The organism is Nostoc sp. FACHB-892, from assembly GCF_014698795.1.
GTDB lineage: Bacteria > Cyanobacteriota > Cyanobacteriia > Cyanobacteriales > Nostocaceae > Nostoc.
Genome location: NZ_JACJTR010000006.1, coordinates 90,458 through 115,607 on the forward strand (window position 1 = coordinate 90,458; position 25,150 = coordinate 115,607).

Below are 25,150 nucleotides of genomic sequence, written 5' to 3' on the forward strand. Positions count from 1 at the left end.
CTAATAATTTTGGTTTCGAGGATTAACATTAAGTTTACCTGATACTTAAATTGATTGGCGGCTATGGAAAGAGAAGCACTGGTGATCGGCATTAATCGCTATCCTACGTTGATACAAAAATCTAGCGATCGCCCGCCGCATCTCAAAGCACCAGCAACTGATGCAGAAGCCATAGCCCAAATACTAGAAACTTATGGCAAGTTCCATGTTGAGCGTTTACCAGCAGCTTATAATCAGGATGGATCTTACTTTGTCGATCCTCAGCAGCAGCTAACACTGCAAGAATTAGAAACAGCTATTGTCCAACTTTTCAATCCCCCTGGACGCAGCATTCCTGATACAGCGTTGCTCTTTTTTGCTGGTCATGGTTTACGCAAAGATATAGGTGGAGTCACAGAAGGCTTTTTAGCTGCCAGCGATACTTGTCCTGTTATTGGACAGTGGGGACTTTCCCTAGACTGGTTACGCAAACTCTTACAATCTTCCCCGGTTCGTCAGCAAATTGTTTGGTTAGATTGTTGTTATAGCGGTGAGTTATTCAATTTCCATGATGCAGATCCTGGGAGTTTTGAGACAAAGGATAGATGTTTAATTGCCGCTTCTCGTGGATTTGAAGTCGCCTATGAAGAACTGAGTGGCAATCATGGGATTTTGAGTGGCGCATTAGTAGAAGCACTTAAACCTGAAAGTCATGCTGAAGGCTGGGTGACAAACTACTCGCTGGTTGACTTAATCAAGCAGCAGCTAAAAACTGCCCGTCAGCGCCCCATTTTTCATAACACTGGCGGAGAAATTATCCTGACGGGACAAAAAGAAAAAATTGACCGTGCTGTTTTAATGGCAGAATTCTGCCCTTACAAAGGTCTAGCAGCTTTTGAATTTAACGAATCAGACCCCAAATATTTCTACGGACGCACCGCTTTAACTGATTCACTTTTGGAGAATATTAGGCAAGGGAATTTTTTGGCGGTTGTCGGGGCTTCTGGAAGTGGTAAATCTAGTGTAGTGAAGGCAGGTTTACTGCATCAACTGAAGTTAGGCAAAAGATTGGGAGGAAGCGATCAATGGGCGATCAAGATTTTTCGCCCTGGAGAGCATCCCCTTAAGAGTTTAGCTAGAGTATTTGTAAATAATATAACTCCCCGCCAGGTTCAGGATACCCAAACACAAACAGATAAACCAAAATCTGAATTAGAAAAGACAGAAGAATTACTCGACAAGGGTGCAAGCGGATTAACTCAATTAGTTCAAGCCACATTGCAACCAAGAGAAATACCGCATGAGCTAGAGCCTGATGCAAAGACTCTACCCTCACAAAATCAAGTTTCCCATCGTCTCATTCTCGTCATTGACCAATTTGAAGAAGTTTTTACTCTCTGTCAAGATGAAGGCGAGCGACAACAGTTTTTTGAGTGTTTATTAGGAGCATTAGATGCTTCTGGGTTGACAGTAGTAATAACGATGCGGGCAGATTTCTTTGGGAAATGTGCTGAACAAGAATATGCAGGATTAGCACAGAAAATTCAAGAGAATCTAGTCACTGTCACTCCTATGAATAAAAAGGAGTTGACAGAAGCCATTACCCAACCTGCTTATCAAGTAGGGTTAGAAGTGCAACGGGAACTAGTTGAACAAATGCTAGCCGATGTCGAAGGCCCCGGTAGTTTACCTTTGTTGCAATATACTCTAACGGAATTGTGGCGCAAGCGAGAGGTGAATCGCTTAACTCAGGCAGAATATAGCAGACTTGGTGGAGTCAAAGGCACGCTACAAAAACGGGCGGATGAAATTTATGATGCTCTCGACTCAAAAGAAGAACAAGCGACTGCTAAACGGATATTCATAGAGTTAACCCAGTTGGGAGAAGGAACAGAAGATACCCGTAGACAGGTATTTAAGACAGATTTAGTCAACCCCCAGCAATCGGCAGAAGTGGTGGAACAAGTGCTAATGAAGTTGACAGATGCCAGATTAGTCGTAACATCTGAACTGCAAGCACGGGGAGAGAGCCAAAAGACGGTGACAGTAGTGGATGTAGCCCATGAAGCCCTGATTCGTCATTGGCCAAGACTGCGTTCTTGGGTAAGCGAAAACCGAGCCGCCATCCGCATTGAGCGCAAGATTGAGGCAGCATCAGAGGAGTGGGAAAGTAAAAACAAGTCCAAAGATTATCTGTTTACTGGGTCAAAATTGGCAGAGGCAGAGAATTACTTGCAAGAGTATAGGAATCTCGGTTTGCTGTCGCATCCAGCATCGGAATTTGTGCAGAAAAGTATTCAGCAGCGCAATACAAGTAAATGGGTCAGGTTTGGGGTTGTTGCTTCTTTTGTAGGAGTGGTAGCCATAGGTGCAGTGGCTTCAACAATTTTTGGATTTGAGTCTCGTACACAGAAAGATAGAGCCGAAAAATTTGCCATCGATTCTCAAAAACAGGCAATTATCGCCAAACAGCAGGCAGAACTCGCTAAAACTCAGGAGGCTAGAGCTAAAAAATTTGCCGCCGAGTCTCAAAAACAAACAACTATCGCCAAACAGCAGGCAGAACTCGCTAAAACTCAGGAGGCTAGAGCCAAAAAATTTGCCACCGAGTCTCAAAAACAAGCAACTATCGCCAGACAGCAGGCAGAACTCGCTAAAACTCAGGAGGCTAGAGCCAAAAAATTTGCCACCGAGTCTCAAAAACAAGCAACTATCGCCAGACAGCAGGCAGAACTCGCTAAAACTCAGGAGTCTAGAGCCAAAAAATTTGCCGCCGAGTCTCAAAAACAAGCAACTATCGCCAATCTACGAGAAAAAGCTGCAAATATCAAATACTTACTGACAATACAAACAAATGTAGAGCAATTAATTTCAGCAATTGCGGCAACTGGTGAAAGTCAGTCACAACTGGGACAGGTTTTGAGTGAAGTTCAATCTAGCTTATCGGAAGCAATAGAAGCTGTGCGTGAGCGCAATATTTTCTCCGCTTATACAAGTTCTGTCACGGAGATCAGGGCGCTGGCGTTCAGTCCCGATGGTCACTACATTGTCAGCACTGATGACAATACGCTACAGTTGTGGGATACAAAAGGCAAGTTGCTCCACACCCTCAACGGTCATACACAAGGTGTCGCGGCGGTGGCGTTCAGTCCCGATGGTCAGTACATTGTCAGTGGCAGTGATGACCATACGCTACGGTTGTGGGATACAAAAGGCAAGTTGCTCCACACCCTCAACGGTCATACCGATGCTGTCATGGCGGTGGCGTTCAGTCCCGATGGTCAGTACATTGTCAGTGGCAGTTATGAGAATGCGCTACGGCTGTGGGATACAAAAGGCAACTTGCTCCACACCCTCAAAGGTCATACCGATGCTGTCACGGATCTGGCGTTCAGTCCCGATGGTCAGTACATTGTCAGTGGCAGTCGTGACAAGACGCTACGGTTGTGGGATACAAAAGGCAACCTGCTCCACACCCTCAACGGTCATACACAAGCTGTCACGGCGCTGGCGTTCAGTCCCGATGGTCAGTACATTGTCAGTGGCCGTGATAACAATACGCTACGGTTGTGGGATACAAAAGGCAAGTTGCTCCACACCCTCAACGGTCATAAAGGTGGCTGGGCGCTGGCGTTCAGTCCTGATGGTCAGTACATTGTCAGCACTGATAGCGAGACGCTACGGTTGTGGGATACAAAAGGCAACCTGCTCCACACCCTCAAAGGTCATACCGATGCTGTCACGGATCTGGCGTTCAGTCCCGATGGTCAGTACATTGTCAGTGGCAGTCGTGACAAGACGCTACGGTTGTGGGATACAAAAGGCAACCTGCTCCACACCCTCAACGGTCATACACAAGCTGTCACGGCGCTGGCGTTCAGTCCCGATGGTCAGTACATTGTCAGTAGCAGTTATGAGAATACGCTACGGCTGTGGGATACAAAAGGCAAGTTGCTCCACACCCTCAACGGTCATACAAATTTTGTCTGGGCGCTGGCGTTCAGTCCCGATGGTCACTACATTGTCAGCACTGATAGGAGGACGCTACGGTTGTGGGATACAAAAGGCAAGTTGCTCCACATCCTCAACGGTCATACACAAGGTGTCGCGGCACTGGCGTTCAGTCCCGATGGTCAGTACATTGTCAGTGGCAGTGATGACCATACGCTACGGCTGTGGGATACAAAAGGCAAGTTGCTCCACACCCTCAACGGTCATACCGATACTGTCACGGCGCTGGCGTTCAGTCCCAATGGTCGGTACATTGTCAGTGGCAGTGGTGACCATACGCTACGGCTGTGGGATACAAAAGGCAACCTGCTCCACACCCTCAACGGTCATACCGATACTGTCACGGCGCTGGCGTTCAGTCCCGCTGGTCAGTACATTGTCAGTGGCAGTGATGACCATACGCTACGGTTGTGGGATACAAAAGGCAAGTTGCTCCACACCCTCAACGGTCATACCGATACTGTCAGGGCGTTGGCGTTCAGTCCCGATGGTCAGTACATTGTCAGTGGCAGTGATGACCATACGCTACGGTTGTGGCTTGGTGGTAATTGGCAAGATTGGCTAAAAGTAGGGTGCGATAACTTACACGAGCATCCTACACTTCTAGAAGCTAAGACTGACGAAGCAAAAGCCGCAGCCCAAACCTGTCTCGACCTTGCTAAGTGGAGCAACAGCGAAAAAGCTCAGTTTCTGGTTAATCAAGGTCAAGCCATAGCGAAGATAGATGGAGACATCAAAACTGCTGAAGCTAAGTTTAATCAGGCCCGAAAGCTAGATCCAAGTGTAGCTATACCCACTGAAGCAGAATTAAGACAATTAACTGTTCCCAGTGTTACTAAGGGAGAAAAGCTGGAATAGGCAATGGAGTCTGGCAACTAGCGCATTTTGTTAGCGATCGCCTCCACTAGCGATCGCACTTCAGTTTGTCTTCAACTCGCTGTCATTACATTGAGAATTACAGAGGAATGCTCATAGAAGATTAGGCACAATAAGCTCTTGATTTGAGTGCGATCGCAATCCTTAGTAAGCTTTCTGCCGTTTTTTCATACTTCTAAAAGGCGTATGACATTTGTTACATTTTCCCTGTTCCCACAACGCCGGGATAGCAAAACGTTCTTTGCAAAAGGGACATTCTGAAAGCAAACGCAACTTGTGGCGATCGCACCCCACCGTTGATTGAAACTGCCACTCTAGGCGGTGATATGATTTCTCAGCATAACAAGCTGCACATAAACGAATTGGCTCAAGCTTCATTTTTTCGCCTTGTGGCGGCAGCATTTGAACTATCTTGTCTGCGTCCAAACCTATTAGTTTTGCGATCGCCTCTAATTCCTTTTGACTGGGAACCGGATTCAACCGAAATTTCTCCCACCTTGCTAATACTGGGCCAATTCCTGCGGCTTTACTTAAACTCCCAGGAGACGAGACGCAAACTGCTTCGTGTCGCCTAAATCGTCCAAAATAGTGACTAATACTCTCCCCTTCGTTGGGTTCTACATACCAAGGCGGACGTTGAACCTCTTCTGGCTCCATAACTTACATCTCAATACCTAAACGGCTTGAACTCAAAGCAAATATGCCACTTTAGCCTTTCCTCGTAAATATAACTTTTGGTTCCTTGCGTCTAGCGAACCTTTTAGTCAAATTATATTGATTCAGTTCAAAATGCGGCTCATTTATTTTCAGTAGCGCAATCTTGCGAAAGAAATCATATAAAAGTTCAAAAGTCCAGACTTTAGTCGCAAATTTAACACTTCGGCATATAAACTTGCTTAAATAACTGTAATCCTTCATGGCGGGAATTAAAAGTTTGACTTTGCGATGCGATCGCATTGTTTGAGCAATAAATTTTTATTAGTGCAACACAAAATTGCAAGTTTTAAGTTCTTGCCAATGAGAATTGCTAGGAGACTGTAAAAACTAAGTCACTTCTGGTGCGTTAGCGTTTGCGTTGACGCATTCTCTCCTAGAGAAGCTTCTCCAAAGGAGACTCGCTTTCATCTTAAATCCTCATAGTTTGTAAACTGTAGTAGCTCAAGAATTCACGCTTTGTTTACTGCTGTAGCTATTATATGAGCCATAAGGGTGATAAAGAAACAAAAATGTATATTTATGTTGCAGATGTTGTATCTGTAGCCTGGAATAAAGACAGAGGAGAAGTTTTAAAGCGATTCCGTGGTAAAAAATCCCGTCAGAAGCTAGCAGATGAAATCACTGCCAGAGGCGGAGAATGCTCCCATCAAAACCTGAAAAAACTAGAATATGGTGAGTCTGAAAGTGTCTCACTGAAAGTATTAGAATCTATTTGCACAGCATTGAATATCTCTATAAGTGATTTTATTAGCACTATTGAAGTTACGATATAAAGTTTTAAATAGCTCTCTTGATTTTAGCTACCACAGTATCTAATATGAAATCTGAAATCAAAAAGGCGATCGCAGTCTCTTGCCGGAGGGCGATCGCCTTTTGTTAAACCCCATCAATGAGGTTACTCAGATGATTGTACAAGAAGAGTTTGATAACCAAGCTTCTGCAAAATCAGAGTTTGAGGAATATGTTGATCACTTAGCTGATGCAGTAGCACCAGAAATTGAAATCGACTCAGTGCTAGATGATTTCGGAGAACTGTATCGAGTGTGGAATGGTTCGCAACTTCTCGGCACTTTTTACCAAAACTTGGAGGGTAAATGGGTAACGCAACCTTGTAATAGCGATAAAAGACCCTGTTGTAAGACAGCCTTTGAAGCCCAGCTGATCATAGTAGCTGTCAATGGCTTGCTGGTAGCAGATGTAGCTTAGGAGTAAATCTTTTTCTAATCACCCAAAGACGTGGTTAAATTCACGTCTTTTTTTGTAGCTTATTTTAACATTTGCCTTTCCTCATAAAGCAGGGATGGTAAACTCTTCTTTGCTACTTAGACATATTAATAAACGCAGCCTATGGCGCGAACTACTAGCCAATGCAGTATTCGCATAGAAGCAAGCAATCGCCAGTCAGGTTCCTTAGAGAATGTTGTAAAGCTTAACTACTATTGACAAAATTAATTTTGTCAAAACCTATCAGTAATGATGAGTCAAGCACAAAATTCAGGCTTTTCTATTAAATTTAACTTTTGGTTCTTTTCGTCTACCAAATTTCCTAGTCAGATTAGCTTGGCTCAATTCAAAGGCTGGCTGATCTAGTTTTAATATTGCAATCTTGCGGAGTAAATCATATAAAGGTTCTATCAAACCTCCAGACTTTAGCCGCAAATAAGAAACTACGCTCTGAATTTGAGTAAGATTTAATCGGCGATTTTCAGGAAGAAATTTCCTCTCCCAATCGTCCACAACTTCAATAATGTCTTCTTCCGCTAAATTCGGAAACTCGTATGACTCTAAAAATGAGTCATGAACACGCACGTATGGAAGACTTTTTCGTTCAAGAATATTATCGCCTAGATAGTAAGTCCCAACTAAGATAACGGGGATTCGCAGTTTTGTAAAAACATCAATTAGCTCATTAAAGGCTTCCAAAGTTAAATAATCGGCATTACCGACTATGAGTATTTTGACACCATAACCTTTGAGAGTTCCCCATGCCCGCGATCGTAAATCTCTTAATGCGCCAACATTAGCGAGTGGATGACCAATTTCTTCCAGAATGGAACAATACAAATCTGTTGGCCCACCATGCTGCTCTATTTCGGCGTAAATTACAGTTGCAGGGATTTCTAACAGCGTTCCCCTTCGTTTTACGTATTGCGTCCTGTACAATTGAGACGCTTTTAATAAGCCAGAACCCGTAGCGGAGGTAACATAACCACAGAGTTTTGCATCACGCTGGTCATCAAGCCAGTCAAACAATTCTGTATCGCGGTCTAGGGGAAAGTAGGTGTTAGCTTTACCAATCCGCTCTACCTCAGCTTGAACTTTAGGCGATCGTCGTAGTTCCTCAGCAGGTTGATGCTGCTGAAATTCTAGATTGGCATGGACTAAGTTTGTCTCTGACATTACACTTACCAATTATCCCTCATGAATTGATTCCAATCATTCACACCTACTCTAGGTCGTCGTTTAGCTTTGGCTGTTTGATTGGTATCAGGTTTATTCTGTGTAACTTGCTTATCTATTGAATTTACAATGTTTTGTGAATGTGCGTCAAAGGTAGTAGATATTAAACTTTCCTGTGAAGTTGTAATTTCCTCTGATATTGCATTTTCGGGAAATAATTCTACTACTCTTGATTTATTCGATTTCACTTCATGTTTTTTCTGAGCTTGTTTACGGCGTTGTCTGCGTCTCTCTTTACGGTTTTGTTCAACATCCTCGAATCTAGACAACCGTTCGTTTAAAATAGAAGAGTTATCAACTTCTTTACCCTCATCACGCAGTTTTTTCTTAATGTAATTCAATTCAGCTAGAGACATCCTTTCTCGTTCACAATCCCTAGCTTGTACAATACCAATAAACTCGCCTGCATCACTGTTAAGAGGTCGAGTATAAGCAAGAACTGTTATAATATTACGCTTGTCATATCTTAAAGAAACTTGCTTTCCTGCATAATTTAACAAGCAATCGCCTTGATATACCCAACCAAGAAAGTTTACAGAACCATATTTTTCTACATTGCGAATAGCAATTTTCATTAAACAAATGTCTAGCTCGCGTTCATCAATAAGCTCACGTTCTTCTAATAAAAAACTTGATTTCCATCGCTCAATACGTTTTTGATTTTTTACCCTTGGATAATCATGACGATTGTAATGGTCTACAAAATATTTCACTAATATTTTTTCTAGTTTATCAAGGGTCAGACAGGCAGTTCTTTCTGCTTCTGGAGGACGTTCTTCAATACTGGAACCAGTGTATCCACCATATAATGACAGAATTTCTTTATTAATCTTGTCAAATATTGCTTCAATTAAACCACCTGCTTGGGGAAAAGCACGCAAACGCCGTTTAAAATCTAACTGTAGTGAAATTTGCCTTAAATGTTCGGACTTAAATTCCTTCGCGCGGTCTGTCACCATATATTCGGGAATTCCACAAATCTCCCATGCTTCTTGAAGTTCATATTCAGTCCTGTAGTGCTTTGGCAGAATTGCATGACGTAGAGCCAAACCCACTTCATGAGAGCCGGCCGCTTCAAAACCTAAATGAAACCCTGTGACACAACCAGAATAACTATCCATTACCAACGTGATGTATGGACGACCAATAACTTGTTTGTATTCCTCATCAATTAATAGAATATCTAATTTAGTATGGTCTATCTGCCAAATCTGGTTACTGTGGGTGATTTCTAAAATACCTTCTGTTGTTTGAATAATTTGTCCTTCTATCGGTGAACCCGGATGACGAATTTTCGTATTCTTTTCTTCTAAATAGGAATTTATTAATTTATATACAGTGACATGAGAAGGATATTTTCCTGCTATTAAATCTTTTCGCACCTGGGAGTATTCCTTAAATTTTTCATCATATTTCTTGTGTTGCAGTTCCTCTCCTTTAAAAGCTAAAGCTTTTAAATACCCAAAAATCTGATTGTGATTGATCCGAGAACCTTCTCTGTTACCCCATTTATGAAGGCTGACAATAAAATCATGCCAGTGCTGGGAAATACGATACTGTCCCTTGTCCTTACGTCCAACAGCTAGAGTCGCAACCCCTACCTGTTCAACGTTCTCTACCATGCGCTTAATAGTTCGACTGCTTTTACCAAGAGCCTTCGCTGCATCTGCGATCGCATCTCTACGAGCTGCTTTGTTAGGTGCTTGACGGATAATATCAATTAATTCCACCTTTTTTAGATAATCTGGCGAATCTTCGTTAACAAGCAGGTGCTTTGTTTGTTCTTCCTCCGTTTTTGCTGCCTCCTCAGTCTCCAATGCTGGAAAGACTTTGCTCGTAGGCTTCCTGGGCATAAGCTGCTCCCCAAAAAATATGTCATCATTTACTTTAAAAGTTTACAGTATTTATGACATCATTTGATTTAAAAATTTGTAATTGGATAAATTTACAATAAAATAGCCACACCCCTTGTTAAATAAAGGTTGTGGCGATTATGCATCTTCAATGCAAAGATGACAATAATTCTTTAAAATGGACAATAATTATTTAATGTACAAGGGGATTATGTCCATTAAATAATTATTGTCACTTTTAAAGAATTAATGTCCATTTTTTCCAAGTTCAGGGGCATAAGTTACGTATTCTCGGTGCTTTCAGCAATCAAATCAGTTTTAAAGAATTAATGTCCATTTTTTTCAAGTTCAGGGGCATAAGTTACGTATTTTCGCGGCTTTCAGCAATTAAATCAGTTTTAAAGAATTATTGCCCAGAGTTGAAACCAGTTTTAAAGAATTATTGTCCAAAATCAGCCTGTAAAACTCGGCTAAATATATGGTTGCTAATTTAATTTATTACAGCAAGCCCAAGGCTCTTGAATTACAAGAGTTGCTTTAAAGCCCTTTATTTACAATCTAATTACAATACTACCTCTTGTTTTGCTGTTTTCATCCAAGCAGAGGCTCCATTATTATAAAATAGCTGCGTTTTACGTGCGATCGCACTGACCATTACTTACTTTAAAAGTGGTAAGAAAATAATCAATGCAGAAATATGGCCCAAACACTTTTTTAGTAAGGCTTTTGACTTATTAGCAAACTATCGAGCAAGTTATTTAATGGGCAGAATAAAATGCTTTAGCTGTCTTTTGGATGTCAAATTAATTTAGGAGAAGTAACTGTGAAAATATCAAAATCATTGTGGAAAAGCACCCTGATGGATATGTTGCTTATCCTTTAGGTATTCAAGGTCAAGGGGTTGTAGTTGGTGAAGGTGACACTTATGAAGAAGCCCTAAATGATGTGCGTTCGGCTATTTTGTTTCATGTCGAAACTTTTGGAGAATCGGTACTAAAATCTGAATCCTCAATACTCGAAGCTTTTGTCACAGAGGCAAGCATATAATGCCAAGGTTTCCTGTTGATGCTCCTAAATAAAAAGTAATTAAAGCACTTGAGGGTTTTGGATTTTCAATAGTCAGAGAAAAAGAGCATATTTCTATGATTAGACAAAATCCCGATGGCACAACTACTCCTTTAACTTTGCCAAATCATAAACTGATCAAAGGTTCTACCCTCAGAAGTCTCTGCACTCAATCGGGTAGATCACGCGATGATTTTATTGCTGCTTATGAACAGGTATAGAAATATAGTAGCTGCGATCGTAGCACTAGATGCGGAGAGTGCGAAGATTTTGGCGGGTATCGGGGAAATGCTATGCAGTTATTGAAGAAAAATCCAAAAAAAGGAGCCTAAGTTAGGCTCCTTAATAAAAAACTGGTAATAGAATTGTGACTACTTAACAGTCACTTTACCGCCAGCTTCTTCGATGCGCTTCTTAGCATCTTCAGCAGCATCCTTAGCAATACCTTCTTTAATAGCTTTAGGCGCAGCTTCTACCATGTCTTTCGCTTCTTTCAGACCCAAACCGGTCAATTCCCGGACAATCTTCAGGACGGCAATCTTTTTATCAGCTGGCACTGATTCGAGAATCACTTCAAACTCGGTTTGCTCAACAGCTTCTTCAGCCGGAGCAGTACCACCACCAGCGCCAGGCATCATCATCATGCCGCCAACGGGTGCAGCAGCACTCACGCCAAAAGCTTCTTCAATTTGCTTGACTAGCTCAGAAGCTTCCAACAAAGAAAGGGTTTTTAGTTGTTCTAAAATTTGATCGGTTGCAGCAGACATTGATATAACTCCTGTAATTTTGATTATTTATTAGTCATTAGTCATCTAGTCATTAGCTTTTGAACGGCAGTTGCTCCACTTTGGGAGACCCCAAGACCGCACTGCCTCCTCTTGACTGATGAAGCATGAAGTCTATTCAGCAGCAGTTTCTGTGCTGCTATCAGCTTCAGTAGCGGTTTCAGCACTACCACCACTTTGCTCTTGGTCAGACACAGCCTGCAAAGCACGAGCCAGGGAACCAGGAACTTCGTTAATACCCACAGCAATCTTGGTAGCCAAGGCGTTGATAGCTCCAGCGATTTGTGCAATGAGTTGTTCCTTAGATGGCAAGTCTCCCAGAGCCTTGACATCCGGTTCTTTGAGTAGACGACCTTCCATGACACCGCCACGAAGTTCTGTCTTCTTGGTGGCTTTTTGGAAGTCTTGGTAAGCCTTAATTGCAGATGAAAAATCATCTTTAACCAGTAAAAAGGCTGAAGAACCTTTTAGTAGTTCTGACAAAGGTTCCCATTTTTGATCATCTTTAATGGCAATGCCCATCAGGGTGTTCTTCGTCACCTTACAAACAGTGCCACTGGGACGCAGCCGCCGCCGTAAGTCTGTGATTTCAGCAACTGTTAGTCCTTGATACTCTATTACCAGTGCCAGAGTTGACTCACTCAAAGTTTCTTTGAGGTCAGCTACTATCTCTTGTTTATTTTCTAGTGTTCTACCCATTCCAGTCTCACCTCCTTAAAATAATCGGGGAAGTGCCCTACTTGTACGTTTCTTCTAAACCTGAACCCAAACAACAAACCCCAGCTAATTTAGCCGGGGTTGAGTAGTAAGACTCTTTACGCCATAGTTATCACACCTTTATGGGTGGTAATTCTGACAATTAGAGTTTTAACCTCGGCAGGATATTTAAGCTATTAGCACCTGCTGTCTCCGGCTTTGCTTATTTAATTGTTCAGGGGGGGTGGGGACTGGAGAGTGGTGAGTAGGAGAATTATTTCATTCCCTATTCTCTACTCCCTATTCCCTACTCCCTTTACGCTACTTCGCTCAGTTTTAAATCTCGTAAGGCGGTAACATCAATTTTAATCGATGGCCCCATTGTGGCTGACACATAAAATGTGCGCCAATAACGACCTTTAGCTCCTGAAGGACGGTTACGGTCAATCGTCTCCTGCAATGCCTTCAGGTTGACTAACAAATCTTCAGGCGAGAATGTTGCCTTACCAAACATAACATGTACAATGCCGGTTCGGTCAGCTCGGAATTCTAATTTACCAGCTTTGAATTCTGCGATCGCACTTCCGATATCAAATGTTACGGTTCCACCCTTGGGCGATGGCATCAAACCACGCGGCCCAAGCAACTTACCTAGCTTTGCCACCTGTGGCATCACATCGGGTGTGGCAATCAGCTTGTCAAAATCCATTCTACCTTTTTGGATTTCGTCAATCAGTTCTTCTGATCCGACTATATCAGCACCAGCGTTGCTTGCTTCGTTTACCTTTTCGCCTCTGGCTATCACCGCCACCCGGACGATTTGTCCTGTACCTTTGGGCAGTGCTACCGTTGTCCGCAACTGTTGGTCTGTATATTTGGGGTCAATTCCCAGCCGGATATGCGCTTCGGCAGCTTCAGTAAATTTAGCTGTTGCTGTGTCTTTGAGAAGGGCTAAAGCCTCTAAAGGATGATAGTCCTTATCTTCTACCTTTGCTTGCAGCGCCTGCAAACGACGCGATATTTTTGCCATTTTTTCTCCTGGGGTAATTCCGAAGCCTCGCCTCTCCCCCGATAATTTTTAGTTATCAGTCTTTTGCCATCTGTCCTTTGTCGCTAGTTTTTTACTAATGACTAATGACCAATGACTAATCCGTGATTGTTACACCCATATTTTTAGCCGTTCCTGCCACAATCTTCATTGCCGCGTCTATGTCGTTGGCATTAAGATCGGGTAGTTTGGTTTGGGCTATTTCTTGCAATTGTGCTTTGCTAATTGACCCAACCTTCTTTTTGTTGGGTTCATTTGAGCCTTTTTCAACTTTCGCTGCCTTCCGAATCAGCACTGATGCTGGTGGCGTTTTGAGTACAAATGTAAAACTCCGGTCTTCAAAAACCGAAATTTCTACAGGTATCACCATTCCAGCTTGGTCTGCTGTTTTGGCGTTGTACTCTTTGCAAAACATCATGATATTAACGCCATGTTGACCCAAAGCGGGCCCCACTGGCGGTGCTGGGTTGGCTTTTCCAGCATTCAGGGCCAGTTTAATGACCGCCACTACTTTCTTCGCCATTTGTATTTAACTCTGTTTCTCTACCTGATTAAATTCCAATTCTACTGGTGTATCCCTGCCGAAAATTGAGAGCAAGGCTTTAAGTTTACTCCGTTCTGGAGACACTTCAATCACCTCGCCTTCAAAGTCTTTAAATGGACCAGAAAGCACCATTATCTTATCACCAGTAGCCATGTCAATTTTGACAACAGCTTCCTGTTCGCTGGTTTGTTTGAATATGCGTTCGACTTCTGAAGAACTTAGTGGTATGGGGTGGACATGACCGCGACCCTTGCTGCTTCCACGTTTTTGTTCTGAGCCGACAAAGTTAATTACGTGAGAGGTGTTTCGTACCACCTGCCAAGTATCATCATCCATCATCATCCGCACCAGGACATAGCCAGGAAAAACTTTTTCTTCTGTATGCTGACGACTGCCATCTTTGCGGATTTTCACCGCTGGCGTCTGCGGAATTTCTACTTGGATAATTTTGTCAGCTACATCAAAAGTTTGAATGCGTTGCTCTAAGTTCGTCTTTACACGCTTTTCACAGCCTGAAGCTACTTGAACCGCATACCAGCGTGCTTCTTTTGACGCTGCTTCTGCCGTTTCTCCTGTTTCCTCCGACTGAAACGTGGAGTTGCGAGGTTCGTCTGTTGCAAAAGTCATCAGAACACCTGTTTTGCTGCCCAACTAAACAATCCATCGACCAAGTATATCAAAGATGCGGAGAGTGCCACCATTAACAAGACAGCGGCGGATTCGCTCACTATCTGTTTCCGACTGGGCCAAACTACTTTTTCAAGTTCTTCTTTGGTTCCCTGTATGAAGTTGCCAAAGCTAAACCCATTTGTGGTTTCTGGCAATTCTGCTTCACTTTTTTTGGCCATGACCGTTTATCTCCAATTTGTAACTCAATTTTGGATTTTGGATTTTAGATTTACCCCATGCTTTAAGGCAAAGGCACTCAATTTTAAATTTTTTGTCGATTCAAAATTGAAAATCTAAAATTTGTTCGTCCAGGTTTGCAACTTCGACTCTATTTCACTTACTGGAAGCAAAACAACTGCAAACACAATAAGTTTACCCGAAATTATTAGCGCTAACTGCTATATTAACAGCTGCGTAATTATTTCGGGCTTTGTTTTTTGCTCTTGAGCGCGCCCTGGAGGACTTGAACCCCCGACATCAGGTTTTGGAGACCTGCGTTCTACCAACTGAACTAAGAGCGCACAAGCTGTTTTTGATTCAGTCATTGCGCTGAACTAAATTTCAGTTTAACGCAATATCCGGTTTTTATCATACCTCAATTTTGTCGGGGAAACAAGTCAGCGGCAGATGCCGCTTGAAGCTTGAAGTTTTTCCCATACTTTTGAAGGAAGGATCACAAAGGGCGGTCAAACCGTTGCTTGATTCGGGTTGCCTTACCTACGCGATCGCGGAGATAATACAGTTTAGCACGGCGTACCTTACCACGACGTATTACCTTGATGCTGTCAATCCGGGGAGAATGCAACAGAAACACCCGCTCAACGCCCACACCTTGAAAAACCTTACGAACTGTAATAGTTTCGTTGATGCCACCATTGCGTTTGGCAATCACTACTCCCTCGTAGGGTTGTACGCGGTATTTATCGCCTTCCTTGATTTTTACTCCCACTTTTACGGTGTCGCCCACATAAATGTCGGGCAGATTCGATTTTAGCTGTTCCGCTTCAATCGAGCGGATAATCTCTTGGGCGCTCATAGTCTTTCAGTCTGCTTCAAAAAAATCTCACGATCATCAATGATAAATCGATAATCCTATTTCAGTCTACTTGTTAGGATTAATAATTTTACTGATACAACAGCCTAAAGTTCAAAGCTATATTGCAGAATGCTGTAACACAGGGGTAAATATTTATGAAATTTAGCGTCGTCATCAGTACCTATAATCGCTTGAACTTGCTGCAAAGAGCAATTGACTCGGCTCGTAACCAAACAATCGAGTGCGAGGTGGTTGTTGCCGATGACTGCTCATCTGATGACACCCAAAACTATCTCAAAAGTTTAGGGGACAAAGTTGTTTATCATCGTAACGAAGTTAACCAGGGCCATGCAGCAACGGTAAATGCTGGAATTGCTAAAGCTAGCGGCGACTGGATTAAGTTTTTAGATGATGACGACTATTTAGCGCCTAACTGCATAGAAGAGATGGCTAAGGCGATCGCGCTTCGTCCCGATGCTGTAATCTGCTCTTGTGTCGCGGCTCAGGTGGATAGTAATGAAGTTGAACTCAGTCGCACCCCTCAAGTTGGTCCCGGTTTAGCTTTTTATGTTCCACAGTCCGATATTCACTACGGTATGCTTTTAGAGCTTGTACCCTTTGGCACACCTGCACAAGTAGCTTGCCGACGTGATGCTTTCCTGCAAACTGGTGGTTGGGATTCCACACTCGATGCTAACTGTGATGACATCGATTCGTGGATTCGGATTGCCCAGTTTGGCGATGCTATTTTCCTTAATCAGTGTCTTGCTTACCGCACTATCTGGCCAGGTGCTTATAATCAAAAGTTTTCTTTGTCTAGACGGTTAGCCACAAATATTTTGATGAAAGAAAAAATTTACGCCTTGGTAAATGAGCAACATCGCTCAAAAATTCCTCATTTTCAGGATATAAAAAATTATCTGAAACTTCATTGGATTTTAGTAGCACTAAAGCAAAAAAATATCAAGAGTTTTCTTTCAATGATAGATCCGTCTATAATTTCTCCTCAGTCTTGGAAGTTTTTGCTAACTGCTGCCTCATCACGCCGCTCTCAGGGAAACAATTCTCAGGTTCGCAAACTTGTGTTAATTGAGTCCTAAGAACCTACGATTATCAAAACCATTAGAGAACTCCAAAAAAAGGAATGCCCAAGTTTTTTGCTATGTTTTCACCCCTGGAACAGGTAAGTATTTCCAAGGTTAATTGTAATATGCACAAGGGTTAATAACTACCTGAAAAGGGGAACTATCAGGCATTAAAACCCTGTGGATTTTTCTTGAATCCTACCTTTTTTTATCCCGATTTATTGAGCCGTTACTGAATAAGTCTTTAAAGCTAAGTGACTGATTATAGACGCTCTTAGTCAGTAGCTAGTGCCAATTTTCGCACTACTGACTGTCGTTGAAGACCTCAACAAAAATGTTGATTTACACTCAGTTACTTATCTTTATTTTTTATACATATCTCAAAGATTATGCGAATCATCCATATTTTGAACCACGTTCAAGAAATAGGTAACGGGATTGTAAATGTGGCTGTGGATTTGGCTTGTTTGCAGGCAAAATCTGGTTATGAGGTAGCGGTTATTTCTGCTGGTGGTGAATATGAAAAATTACTAGATATGTGTGGTGTCAAACACTACCAATTAGACCAAACCAGGAAACCAATAAATATTATTAAAGCAGCTATGGGTTACGTGGCGATCGCAGCAGAATTTCAGCCGGATATCGTTCACGCCCACATGATGACAGGAGTCATCCTGTCCCGTATTTTTAAAGGACATAAATATGCTTTAGTTTCCACAGTCCACAATGAATTTCAGCGTTCCAGCCTGCTGATGGGTTTAGCTGACAGGGTAATTGCTGTTAGTAAGGCTGTGCGAGATTCTATGGCACGGCGTGGTATTTCAGAAAACAAGTTGCGGGTAGTCTGTAATGGAACCTTGGGCAGCCCCCGCACCCGACATATACAAGATTATCAACCTTTACCGTTACAACGTCCAGCGATCGCTACCGTAGCCGGAATGTATCAACGCAAGGGAATTGCTGAGTTAATCGCTGCCTTTGAAAAAATCGCCTTAGATTTTCCCCAGGCGCATCTTTATTTGGTCGGAAATGGGCCTGATAAACAGCTATTTGAGGCACAGGCACAAGCAACTTCTGTAAAAGAACGCATCCATTTTGAAGGCTTCCAGGCGGAACCTCAACGCTATCTCATATCATGTGACATATTTGTGCTAGCTTCCCACCGTGACCCTTGCCCTTTAGTACTTTCGGAAGCTAGGGAAGCTGGAACTGCCATCGTTGGCACTCAAGTAGACGGGATTCCTGAAGCTTTGGACAATGGGGAAGCAGGAATTTTAGTACCAACAAAAGATAGTAATGCTTTGGCTGGAGCCTTAGTTGAATTACTGAGTAATGCAGATATGCTACACGAATGGAAACAGCGGGCAAATCAAAACCTACAGTGGCTGAGTGTTGCCCGCGTTCATCAGGAAACACTAGCAGTGTATCGTGAATTAATTACAGAGTGAGGGCATTAAGAGTGTAGCGATCGCTTTACTTTGAAAGCTACACCTAAAGCACCAAAGACTAGTACACCCAAAACATTAGTTGATTCAGGTACAGCAGTGTAATAACTAGCCACTCTGACTGGCCCATCTTTATCCACTTGCTCTGCTGGCACTGGTGGAATGATTCCACCACCTGGCGCTACATTGGGGTTGGTAGCGAATGGATTGTAAAACAGGCTTCCGTTAGGGATTACGCCACCACTAAAAGTGATGATGTTATCTTTGATGGTAACGTCTGTAAAGATATTCTTTAGATCAGGGTTATTAGAGTAACCAATCTTGTGATCTCCATTAACATCTCCCCACTGCACCGACTCATGATCAAATACGGGAGTAGAATCTGGATTACTATAGGACAGCGTTTTTAAATCAAAGACCAAGCTTTCTATATCATATCCAGTGCCATTTACAAAGTTATTAGCTACATCTGGGACACCATATTCTATTACTTGCCCTGGTTGAAACTCTGGCCCAAGTGTTCTTGGGTTTTTTATCTTCAATATGTCTTGGTTTGCCTCTGTCACGATGGTTTCTACCGAGATGAAGGCTTTCGCTGGTGTCAAAGACAAAAAACTAATTCCTACTGCTCCTAGAACAGATAAGGCTATTTTGGTTGCTATCGTAGTCATAATTTCTGTCCTCTTTATATTGATTGAGAGAATGCTATACCGCGTGGGTTAAATCAATCGGCAAAAACTCACTTTTAAACTGCTATGTACTTGCTAGATAAATAGCGGTTAATGTATGCTTGCTCAGTGATTTTACATCTACTCATAAGTTGATTTATAAAGCAATTCTTGTAATGCTTTATCACAATCACTAGTAATTTCACGCAATCTTTATAAAAAATCTAAATTAAAGTTTATTTATTGACAGATGAAACAATATGTGAAGTTGAAATAAATTGGAAAATACCTAATTTTTAACATTTCCCAAAATCTTTGCAACAAATTAATAGTAACGTGAATTCGACTAGTTATAAGCTGTTACGCATTTAACTTGAACATTTACATACTGATGACTGATGACTGATAACCGTTAACCGTCAACAGTTAACGACCCTAAAGAGTGTTTATACAATTTAGGCACGCATCAGCTTATTATGTCCATCTAATTAGCCGTAAAAAATAGCTCTCCCTGGTTTTACTACGCAAAACCGTCCCTCTCCAAGTCGGAGAGGGACAGGCTTGAACGAAAGTTCAAGGCAGGGAGAGGTTTATCGAACTTACGTTAATAGTAGGGGCGTACAAATGTACCTCCCTATTAAAATACCTGGTTTTATGCAACTTAAAGGCTCATTAGCTGATAAGTTTCTTGGAAAATCCACGCAACCGGATTAACACTGGCTTCGCCCAATTTCCACCTAGCAAATCGTGCAGCAGAATATAAAAACAGGGAATGATAAACAATGTCAGCATTGTAGCGATCGCCATTCCAAAGAAAACTACAATCCCTAAAGGCTGCAAAAACTCAGAACCTTCGCCAATGCCCAATGCCAAAGGAAACAGTCCCAAGATAGTGGTGACTGTAGTCATGATAATTGGGCGCAAGCGTTGAGGGGCAGCTTTCATAATGGCAATTTGGCGAGTACAACCAATTTCATCCCGAATTTGGTTCGCCAGTTCTACCATTAGAATCCCTGCGTTTACCACAATTCCCACCAGCAAGACGACACCAACAATTACAGTCGCGCCGATCGCAGTTTGGGTAATGTAAAGTCCAAAAATTCCCCCAGCTAATGCCAGTGGTACGGTGAAGATAATTACCAACGGGTCAATGAGCGAATTGTATTGCACCGCCATGACTACAAAGATTAGGAACACTGCCAACGCTCCCAAAGTTTTTAAAGCATCCTGAAGTTGTTGATTAGTTTCTTGGGCAGAACTAGGCACAATTGAAACGCCATCAGGTAAGTTTACATCTTGGAGTACCTGGTTGACTTCTGCGATCGCTTCACCAAGACTAGCTCCCTCACTCAGATTGCCTGCCACAATAAAAGCTTGGCGCTGATTAATCCGTTGCACCTCACCAGGCGCTTGACCTTCTTGAATGTTCGCAACATCCGAAAGACGGATTAGTTGATTGTTTTCTGTAAATAGCGGTAATTGTTCTAGCTGGGAAGGACGCGCAATTGCTTCTTTATTTAGCTGCACCCGCACATCAACTAAACGATTACCGCGTTGAATTTGCGTGGGAACTGAACCTTCAATTGCTGTTTGAACTGTTGCACCAATTTGTTGAGCGCTCAACCCTAAAGCCGAAACTCTTTCCCAGTCGGGGCGAATTTGTATTTCCGGTTGCCGGGGGTCGGCATCTGGTCGGAATGTCGCTAATTTTGCCCTTTCTTGCAATGCTTGCAGCACTTGTGCCCCTGCTTGCGTTAAGTTTTCTTCATTCTCACCTTGCAGAATCACGTCAACGTCTGATCCTTGCACTGGAGAATTACTCAAAATTAAACCCCGCACCTGACCAGGGTTGAGGCGCAACAGAATTCCTGCTAAGTTGAGTTTGTTAAATTCCTGAGTTACTTTTTTGACGAAAGCTTCTACATCTGTGCCTGATTTTAGATTGATGGTGCTGCTGGCACGTAAAGGATTTTCTGTAGTACTGCTACCAAACAAAGAACCACCCACAGTTGTGAAAGCAGACTCGGTTTCTGGTTGTTTGAGCAAAATGTCATCGACAATTTGCATAACTTTCTCAGAAGTTGCTAAAGGTGTACCAGGAGGAAACTGCGCTCTCAAGGTAGCTTGACCAGTACTGATGCGGGGTAAAATTTCTTGGGGAATTTGACCAAACATAAAGAAAGTGCCGCCGCCTAAAATTAACAAAGCAGCGATAACGACAAGGAGCCGATAGCGTAAAACCTTGGTTAAGAAATTACTGTATCCTCGTGTAGCATCTTCAAATCGGTGATTAAACTGTCTAAGCAACCAAAATTCACTAATCCGACTAGACCAGCGAATTCCCAAGAGTCGAGAAGATAGCATCGGCACTACTGTGATTGCGACGACAAGGGATGCTGCAACTGCGAAGCTAATTGTCAGAATCAGTTCATTAAATAGCAGTGCAATAAAGCCGCCAATTAAGAGGAATGGCACTACAGAAACTAAGTTAGCACCTGTAGCAGCAACTAAAGCAGATTCTACTTCTTGGGAAGCATTAATGGCACTGTCAATAAAGAATTTTGAATTTCTCCTCTGCCCCTCTCCCTCCATCTCTTTCTGATTGGGAGTCATCCCTGTTTTTTCGGAAATGTTCTCCAAAATCACAACCGATGTATCAATTGCTTGACCGACTCCTAATGTCAGACCTGCTAAACTAAACACATTCAAAGTCAAGCCAAAGATTTTCATCAGAGCGATCGCTGTTAGAGTACACAACGGAATCGTCAAACTGATAATCAATGTTTGTCTGAATGATCCCAAAAATAACAACACTGCTGCTGCTGCTAACAATGCTCCAGAAAGCCCTGAAAAGATGACATCATTTAAAGAGTTACGGATGAAAACAGATTCATCTGTAGTGGGACTCAAAGTCATATCTGCTGGAATTAAACCCGATTGTCGTAATTGTTCAATTCGCCGCTTCACAGCGTCTACAACGGTAATTGTGTTCGCTTCAGGCTGCTTTTGAATTGAAAATTTCACAGCAGGCTGACGATTCAGGTAAACAAATAGTCGCTGGTCTTCAGTATCATCAATTACCTCAGCAAAGTCTCGCAAGTAGACGCGGCGGGAAGGTGCAGGGGTAGTAGTGGTAGTGCTAGTGGTATTACTACTACTATTAGTGGTATTAGCACTAGCAGGAGAAGAAACTTCCAAAGAAAGGTTTTCAATTTCTCTGGCATTTTGGAAGCGTCCTACAGTCCGAGTCAATGGCTCGGAAGTTTGCCCCAGAATCCGGCCACCAGAAGTATCTTGGTTACGGGCTGTTAATTCATCTAAAACATCATTTAACCCGACACCCAAAGCTTGCAATCGGTTTAAGTCAACAAGTACTCGTACTTCTTCCTCAGCACCGCCAGATACATCGACTGAAGCGACTCCCGGCACGACACTGAGTTCACGCGTTAACTCTTCATCAGCAAATACGCGTAAATCTTTACCTGGCAAAGAGGCAGATGTCAATGCCAATTCATAAACTGGCAATTGGGAAGGATCGACTTTGAATAGACGCGGTTCCTCTATCGTATCTGGGAGTTGTCCTCGATTTCGGTTAAAAGCAGCAGTAGCATCGTTTAAGGCTTGGTCAATATCGCCCCCTGGTTGGAAGTATAAATCGAGGCTGACTTGTCCCTCACGGGTGCGGGAAAAAACTTGTACTACATTCTCTGTTGCCCTTAAAGCTTCTTCTAACGGCCTGGTGATTTCATCCACTGCTACTTCTGGTGAAATACCAGGAGCTTCTAGCCGAACCCCAATTCTTGGATAGGTAATTGCCGGTAGGAGATCGACTTGGATCGTTGTGAGAAAAAATACGCCAATGACAACTACTGCCACGGTGAGCATGAGTGTGCCAATGTGCTGGCGGATAGCGATCGCACTAAGACTAAATCCGCTATTGCCATTATTATTGTTCGCCTGTTGCATGATACTAAGTGATAAGTGCTGACTACTAAGTACTTTTTTCCTTGGTATGGTGGTTACTACTCACCCTACTATTGCTTTTCTGAAAGAATTGAAAGACTTACAGTGTCACCTTCTTTTAACGGCTTACCACTACGAACAACATAACGCTCTCCCGCTTGCAAACCGGATAAAATTTCCACTCTCGCATCAGCTCTTTTTCCCAACATTACGGCTCGTGCTGTTACTTTGGTTTTGCCTTCTGTGTCTTGGACGACAAATATTTCCCCACTTCGGTCTTGTGACTTTGCTTCTGCCATCCCAGATGTGTTAGGTGGGGAAGACTGCTGTACATTTGTTTGCGTCTCCCCTGTACCCTTGGAGTTCTTAGCGCCTGCTTGTTTTTGAATAGCTGTTTGTGGCACGACTACGCGTTGTTGTGTCTGGTTTTCAAAATTGACTCGCGCCAGCAGTCCACTACCAATTTTCCCTTGAGTGTTGGGAATCACTACTTCTACTGGTATTAAGCGAGCTGTAGCATCGGCAGCTGGAGAAATGCGCGTAACTCTGCCAATTAATGTTTCGTTGGGGAAGGCGTCTAAGCGGACTTGTACAGATTGCCCAACCTGAATTTGTGCCAGTTCTAATTCGGAAACTTGCACTACGACTTTGACACGGTTAAAATCGCCGATTTTCAAGACTTCGCTACCTGCTTGCAGAAGGTTGCCAGGTTCTGTCACTTTTTCTGTGACTATGCCATTGATGGGGGATGTCAGTTGGGCGTAAGACCTGCGCTCTTTGGTTTGAGCAACCAATGCCTGCTGGGCCAGTACTCTACCTTGGGCGGCAGCGACGGCTTGCTGTTCAGTACGCATCTGCTCTTGGGCTGCCCGTAGTGCCTGTGCTGCTGTTTTTGCCTGGGTACGTGCTTGCTGGGCAGTTTGTTCAGCGATCGCTCCGGCTTTGAATAGATTCTGTTGCCGTTGTGAGTCTGCCTGAGCTTGCACCACTTCTAGCCGCGCCCGCTCAACGTCTGCACGGGCATTGCTTACCTGATTGGTTGCCCTAGCTACTTCTGATTTTAGGGCTGCTAGTTCTGCTTCTGCTTGCTTTAATTCGGTCATAAGTATGGCATCATCTAACTGCCCAACGTTCTGCCCAAGCTTTACCGTATCGCCCACATCTAAGTTCAAAGCCAACAACCGGGCTTCCACCTGCGATCGCAATGATACAATCCGAAACGGTGTTGTATTACCTGTATATTCTGGTGATTTTTGCAGCAAGTCAGTTCGAGCGATCGCCACATCTACAGGTGTTGCACCACCGCGTTCTCTACTACCAGGTTGCTGAGATTGTGCTTTGGCTGATTCTTTGGGCAGTGATCCGCAACTTGCCGTCAGCAGTCCTATACCTACCAAACAGGGAATTAATAAACGTCTTACAGAAGTGGAGGAAAAAAAGTAATTTTCTCCTTTCCCTTTTCCATTTGTTGCACTAGTGCTGTTTGCAAGAAGTCTACTTTTCAAATCTGCGTTGGCGCAGTCCGCACTTTGACAAAGCTCAGTGACCACCGCAGGCATTACTACCTCAGTCTTCACAACTGAATCTATCTGGATATTAATGAGCTGTTTGGCAACTATCGGATCTGTCTTTTTCACCTGTTCGTGCGGCCTATTCATATCCAAAATCATTTATTTTTCTCTTATTGGGGAGCTTTTGGGGTTAAACAGCCGTGTTTTATCAAGTAATTCTGAGAAATATCATTAACAAAAACGGCGAGAATTCATAAGCTGTCTAACAGTAATTTTCTGTATCAGAAAATTACTGTTTTCCCACAAAATTCCAAAATTTCTCACCGCTCTACTTCTTACGCAGAGGTAGATAATCTTCTTGCAGATAATAAATTATAAACTTAGTATAAAGATTTGTCAGTTTTCTGAAATCTACCCATAGGAGAAATCTGGCTTTTCCTAAAGATATGAAATTTTTTTGCTCTATATCATAAAATCCGCGATATTACAATAGCTGTCCTTATTTTTACATATTTATTTTTATCTTAGTACAAATACTAGTACTTGTAAAAGTTTATTTAATTGATTTTATTAAGAATATTAAAGATTTATTACTTTTTAGCTTTATAATTTATTGGAAAACACTATTTTTCTTACGCTCCTTGCGTAATATGCAAGAAACAGGGCGATAAGTACCATAACAACAGCAAGAATGAAGTTTTTTACTAGAAATATATTTGCGTTAGGTGAGGAAGGTAAG

General features: G+C 42.7%; 20 protein-coding genes, 1 tRNA gene and 1 other annotated feature. Of the genes, 7 read left to right on the plus strand and 14 right to left on the minus strand.

Annotated elements, in window-relative coordinates; genetic code table 11:
- Window positions 1-63 precede the first annotated feature (63 nt).
- Window positions 64-4,848 carry a caspase family protein gene (locus H6G96_RS10300; RefSeq protein WP_190911372.1) on the plus strand — a complete coding sequence of 1,595 codons (4,785 nt, stop codon included), beginning with the start codon at window positions 64-66 and terminating at the stop codon, window positions 4,846-4,848.
- A gap of 162 nt (window positions 4,849-5,010) precedes the next feature.
- Here H6G96_RS10300 and H6G96_RS10305 read toward each other — a convergent pair whose 3' ends face one another.
- Complete coding sequence (locus H6G96_RS10305) at window positions 5,011-5,523, minus strand: TniQ family protein (RefSeq protein ID WP_190911373.1); 513 nt, start codon at window positions 5,521-5,523, stop codon at window positions 5,011-5,013.
- A 539-nt stretch (window positions 5,524-6,062) separates the two neighbouring features.
- Between H6G96_RS10305 and H6G96_RS10310 the strand changes: the two genes are divergently transcribed.
- Both H6G96_RS10310 and H6G96_RS10315 read left to right on the plus strand, forming a co-directional pair.
- Window positions 6,063-6,356 carry a helix-turn-helix transcriptional regulator gene (locus H6G96_RS10310; protein WP_190911374.1) on the plus strand — a complete coding sequence of 98 codons (294 nt, stop codon included), beginning with the start codon at window positions 6,063-6,065 and terminating at the stop codon, window positions 6,354-6,356.
- 130 nt (window positions 6,357-6,486) lie between these two features.
- The gene (locus H6G96_RS10315; protein ID WP_190911375.1) at window positions 6,487-6,789 is read left to right on the plus strand and encodes a hypothetical protein; all 303 of its coding nucleotides are present in this window, start codon (window positions 6,487-6,489) and stop codon (window positions 6,787-6,789) included.
- A gap of 288 nt (window positions 6,790-7,077) precedes the next feature.
- Here the strand turns inward: H6G96_RS10315 and H6G96_RS10320 are convergent, their stop codons facing one another.
- Window positions 7,078-7,983 (minus strand): ATP-binding protein, encoded by a 906-nt coding sequence (locus H6G96_RS10320; protein ID WP_190911376.1) that lies wholly within the window; start codon window positions 7,981-7,983, stop codon window positions 7,078-7,080.
- 5 nt (window positions 7,984-7,988) lie between these two features.
- Window positions 7,989-9,896, minus strand: a complete 1,908-nt coding sequence (locus H6G96_RS10325) for a Mu transposase C-terminal domain-containing protein (protein WP_190911377.1) — start codon at window positions 9,894-9,896, stop codon at window positions 7,989-7,991.
- A gap of 843 nt (window positions 9,897-10,739) precedes the next feature.
- Between H6G96_RS10325 and H6G96_RS10330 the strand changes: the two genes are divergently transcribed.
- Together H6G96_RS10330 and H6G96_RS41255 are read left to right on the plus strand one after the other, a co-directional pair.
- Window positions 10,740-10,943 (plus strand): type II toxin-antitoxin system HicB family antitoxin, encoded by a 204-nt coding sequence (locus H6G96_RS10330; protein ID WP_242063229.1) that lies wholly within the window; start codon window positions 10,740-10,742, stop codon window positions 10,941-10,943.
- A gap of 38 nt (window positions 10,944-10,981) precedes the next feature.
- Window positions 10,982-11,182, plus strand: a complete 201-nt coding sequence (locus H6G96_RS41255) for a type II toxin-antitoxin system HicA family toxin (protein ID WP_347242215.1) — start codon at window positions 10,982-10,984, stop codon at window positions 11,180-11,182.
- 150 nt (window positions 11,183-11,332) lie between these two features.
- Here H6G96_RS41255 and rplL read toward each other — a convergent pair whose 3' ends face one another.
- The 8 genes from rplL to rplS all read right to left on the minus strand — a co-directional run bounded on the left by rplL (window position 11,333) and on the right by rplS (window position 15,739).
- Window positions 11,333-11,728, minus strand: coding sequence for a 50S ribosomal protein L7/L12 (gene rplL, locus H6G96_RS10340; RefSeq protein ID WP_190911378.1), 396 nt, complete (start codon window positions 11,726-11,728; stop codon window positions 11,333-11,335).
- Between the two features lie 132 nt (window positions 11,729-11,860).
- On the minus strand, window positions 11,861-12,445 hold the full coding sequence (gene rplJ, locus H6G96_RS10345; RefSeq protein ID WP_190734007.1) for a 50S ribosomal protein L10: 585 nt from the start codon (window positions 12,443-12,445) through the stop codon (window positions 11,861-11,863).
- Between the two features lie 63 nt (window positions 12,446-12,508).
- Window positions 12,509-12,677 (minus strand) — a sequence feature (ribosomal protein L10 leader region).
- A gap of 81 nt (window positions 12,678-12,758) precedes the next feature.
- Window positions 12,759-13,472: a 50S ribosomal protein L1 gene (rplA, locus tag H6G96_RS10350; protein ID WP_190734009.1), complete on the minus strand. Its 714-nt coding sequence runs from the start codon at window positions 13,470-13,472 to the stop codon at window positions 12,759-12,761.
- A gap of 115 nt (window positions 13,473-13,587) precedes the next feature.
- Entirely contained in the window at window positions 13,588-14,013 is a 426-nt protein-coding gene (rplK, locus tag H6G96_RS10355; protein WP_100898684.1) for a 50S ribosomal protein L11, read from the minus strand.
- A gap of 6 nt (window positions 14,014-14,019) precedes the next feature.
- Entirely contained in the window at window positions 14,020-14,661 is a 642-nt protein-coding gene (gene nusG / locus H6G96_RS10360; RefSeq protein WP_190911379.1) for a transcription termination/antitermination protein NusG, read from the minus strand.
- Window positions 14,661-14,882: a preprotein translocase subunit SecE gene (gene secE, locus H6G96_RS10365; RefSeq protein WP_190734013.1), complete on the minus strand. Its 222-nt coding sequence runs from the start codon at window positions 14,880-14,882 to the stop codon at window positions 14,661-14,663. Before secE ends, nusG begins: the two co-directional genes overlap by 1 nt.
- Window positions 14,883-15,151: 269 nt before the next feature.
- Window positions 15,152-15,224 (minus strand) — tRNA-Trp (locus H6G96_RS10370).
- A 152-nt stretch (window positions 15,225-15,376) separates the two neighbouring features.
- Entirely contained in the window at window positions 15,377-15,739 is a 363-nt protein-coding gene (rplS, locus tag H6G96_RS10375; RefSeq protein WP_190911380.1) for a 50S ribosomal protein L19, read from the minus strand.
- A 155-nt stretch (window positions 15,740-15,894) separates the two neighbouring features.
- On the opposite strand from rplS, the gene H6G96_RS10380 reads away from it, so the two are divergent.
- Window positions 15,895-16,839 carry a glycosyltransferase family 2 protein gene (locus H6G96_RS10380; protein ID WP_190911381.1) on the plus strand — a complete coding sequence of 315 codons (945 nt, stop codon included), beginning with the start codon at window positions 15,895-15,897 and terminating at the stop codon, window positions 16,837-16,839.
- A gap of 374 nt (window positions 16,840-17,213) precedes the next feature.
- Complete coding sequence (locus H6G96_RS10385; RefSeq protein WP_190911382.1) at window positions 17,214-18,272, plus strand: glycosyltransferase; 1,059 nt, start codon at window positions 17,214-17,216, stop codon at window positions 18,270-18,272.
- A 5-nt stretch (window positions 18,273-18,277) separates the two neighbouring features.
- Here H6G96_RS10385 and H6G96_RS10390 read toward each other — a convergent pair whose 3' ends face one another.
- From H6G96_RS10390 to H6G96_RS10400, 3 genes are all read right to left on the minus strand, one after another.
- Window positions 18,278-18,940 carry a hypothetical protein gene (locus tag H6G96_RS10390; protein ID WP_190911383.1) on the minus strand — a complete coding sequence of 221 codons (663 nt, stop codon included), beginning with the start codon at window positions 18,938-18,940 and terminating at the stop codon, window positions 18,278-18,280.
- 669 nt (window positions 18,941-19,609) lie between these two features.
- Complete coding sequence (locus H6G96_RS10395; protein ID WP_190911384.1) at window positions 19,610-22,903, minus strand: efflux RND transporter permease subunit; 3,294 nt, start codon at window positions 22,901-22,903, stop codon at window positions 19,610-19,612.
- 68 nt (window positions 22,904-22,971) lie between these two features.
- Entirely contained in the window at window positions 22,972-24,558 is a 1,587-nt protein-coding gene (locus H6G96_RS10400) for an efflux RND transporter periplasmic adaptor subunit (protein WP_242063232.1), read from the minus strand.
- Window positions 24,559-25,150: the final 592 nt, after the last annotated feature.

Bases quoted from the DNA above. Each gene is read 5' to 3' on its own strand.
- H6G96_RS10300 (WP_190911372.1), top strand. From the start codon at position 64: ATGGAAAGAGAAGCACTGGTGATCGGCATTAATCGCTATCCTACGTTG.
- H6G96_RS10305 (WP_190911373.1), bottom strand. From the start codon at position 5,523: ATGGAGCCAGAAGAGGTTCAACGTCCGCCTTGGTATGTAGAACCCAAC.
- H6G96_RS10310 (WP_190911374.1), top strand. From the start codon at position 6,063: ATGAGCCATAAGGGTGATAAAGAAACAAAAATGTATATTTATGTTGCA.
- H6G96_RS10315 (WP_190911375.1), top strand. From the start codon at position 6,487: ATGATTGTACAAGAAGAGTTTGATAACCAAGCTTCTGCAAAATCAGAG.
- H6G96_RS10320 (WP_190911376.1), bottom strand. From the start codon at position 7,983: ATGTCAGAGACAAACTTAGTCCATGCCAATCTAGAATTTCAGCAGCAT.
- H6G96_RS10325 (WP_190911377.1), bottom strand. From the start codon at position 9,896: ATGCCCAGGAAGCCTACGAGCAAAGTCTTTCCAGCATTGGAGACTGAG.
- rplL (WP_190911378.1), bottom strand. From the start codon at position 11,728: ATGTCTGCTGCAACCGATCAAATTTTAGAACAACTAAAAACCCTTTCT.
- rplJ (WP_190734007.1), bottom strand. From the start codon at position 12,445: ATGGGTAGAACACTAGAAAATAAACAAGAGATAGTAGCTGACCTCAAA.
- rplA (WP_190734009.1), bottom strand. From the start codon at position 13,472: ATGGCAAAAATATCGCGTCGTTTGCAGGCGCTGCAAGCAAAGGTAGAA.
- rplK (WP_100898684.1), bottom strand. From the start codon at position 14,013: ATGGCGAAGAAAGTAGTGGCGGTCATTAAACTGGCCCTGAATGCTGGA.
- nusG (WP_190911379.1), bottom strand. From the start codon at position 14,661: ATGACTTTTGCAACAGACGAACCTCGCAACTCCACGTTTCAGTCGGAG.
- secE (WP_190734013.1), bottom strand. From the start codon at position 14,882: ATGGCCAAAAAAAGTGAAGCAGAATTGCCAGAAACCACAAATGGGTTT.
- rplS (WP_190911380.1), bottom strand. From the start codon at position 15,739: ATGAGCGCCCAAGAGATTATCCGCTCGATTGAAGCGGAACAGCTAAAA.
- H6G96_RS10380 (WP_190911381.1), top strand. From the start codon at position 15,895: ATGAAATTTAGCGTCGTCATCAGTACCTATAATCGCTTGAACTTGCTG.
- H6G96_RS10385 (WP_190911382.1), top strand. From the start codon at position 17,214: ATGCGAATCATCCATATTTTGAACCACGTTCAAGAAATAGGTAACGGG.
- H6G96_RS10390 (WP_190911383.1), bottom strand. From the start codon at position 18,940: ATGACTACGATAGCAACCAAAATAGCCTTATCTGTTCTAGGAGCAGTA.
- H6G96_RS10395 (WP_190911384.1), bottom strand. From the start codon at position 22,903: ATGCAACAGGCGAACAATAATAATGGCAATAGCGGATTTAGTCTTAGT.
- H6G96_RS10400 (WP_242063232.1), bottom strand. From the start codon at position 24,558: ATGAATAGGCCGCACGAACAGGTGAAAAAGACAGATCCGATAGTTGCC.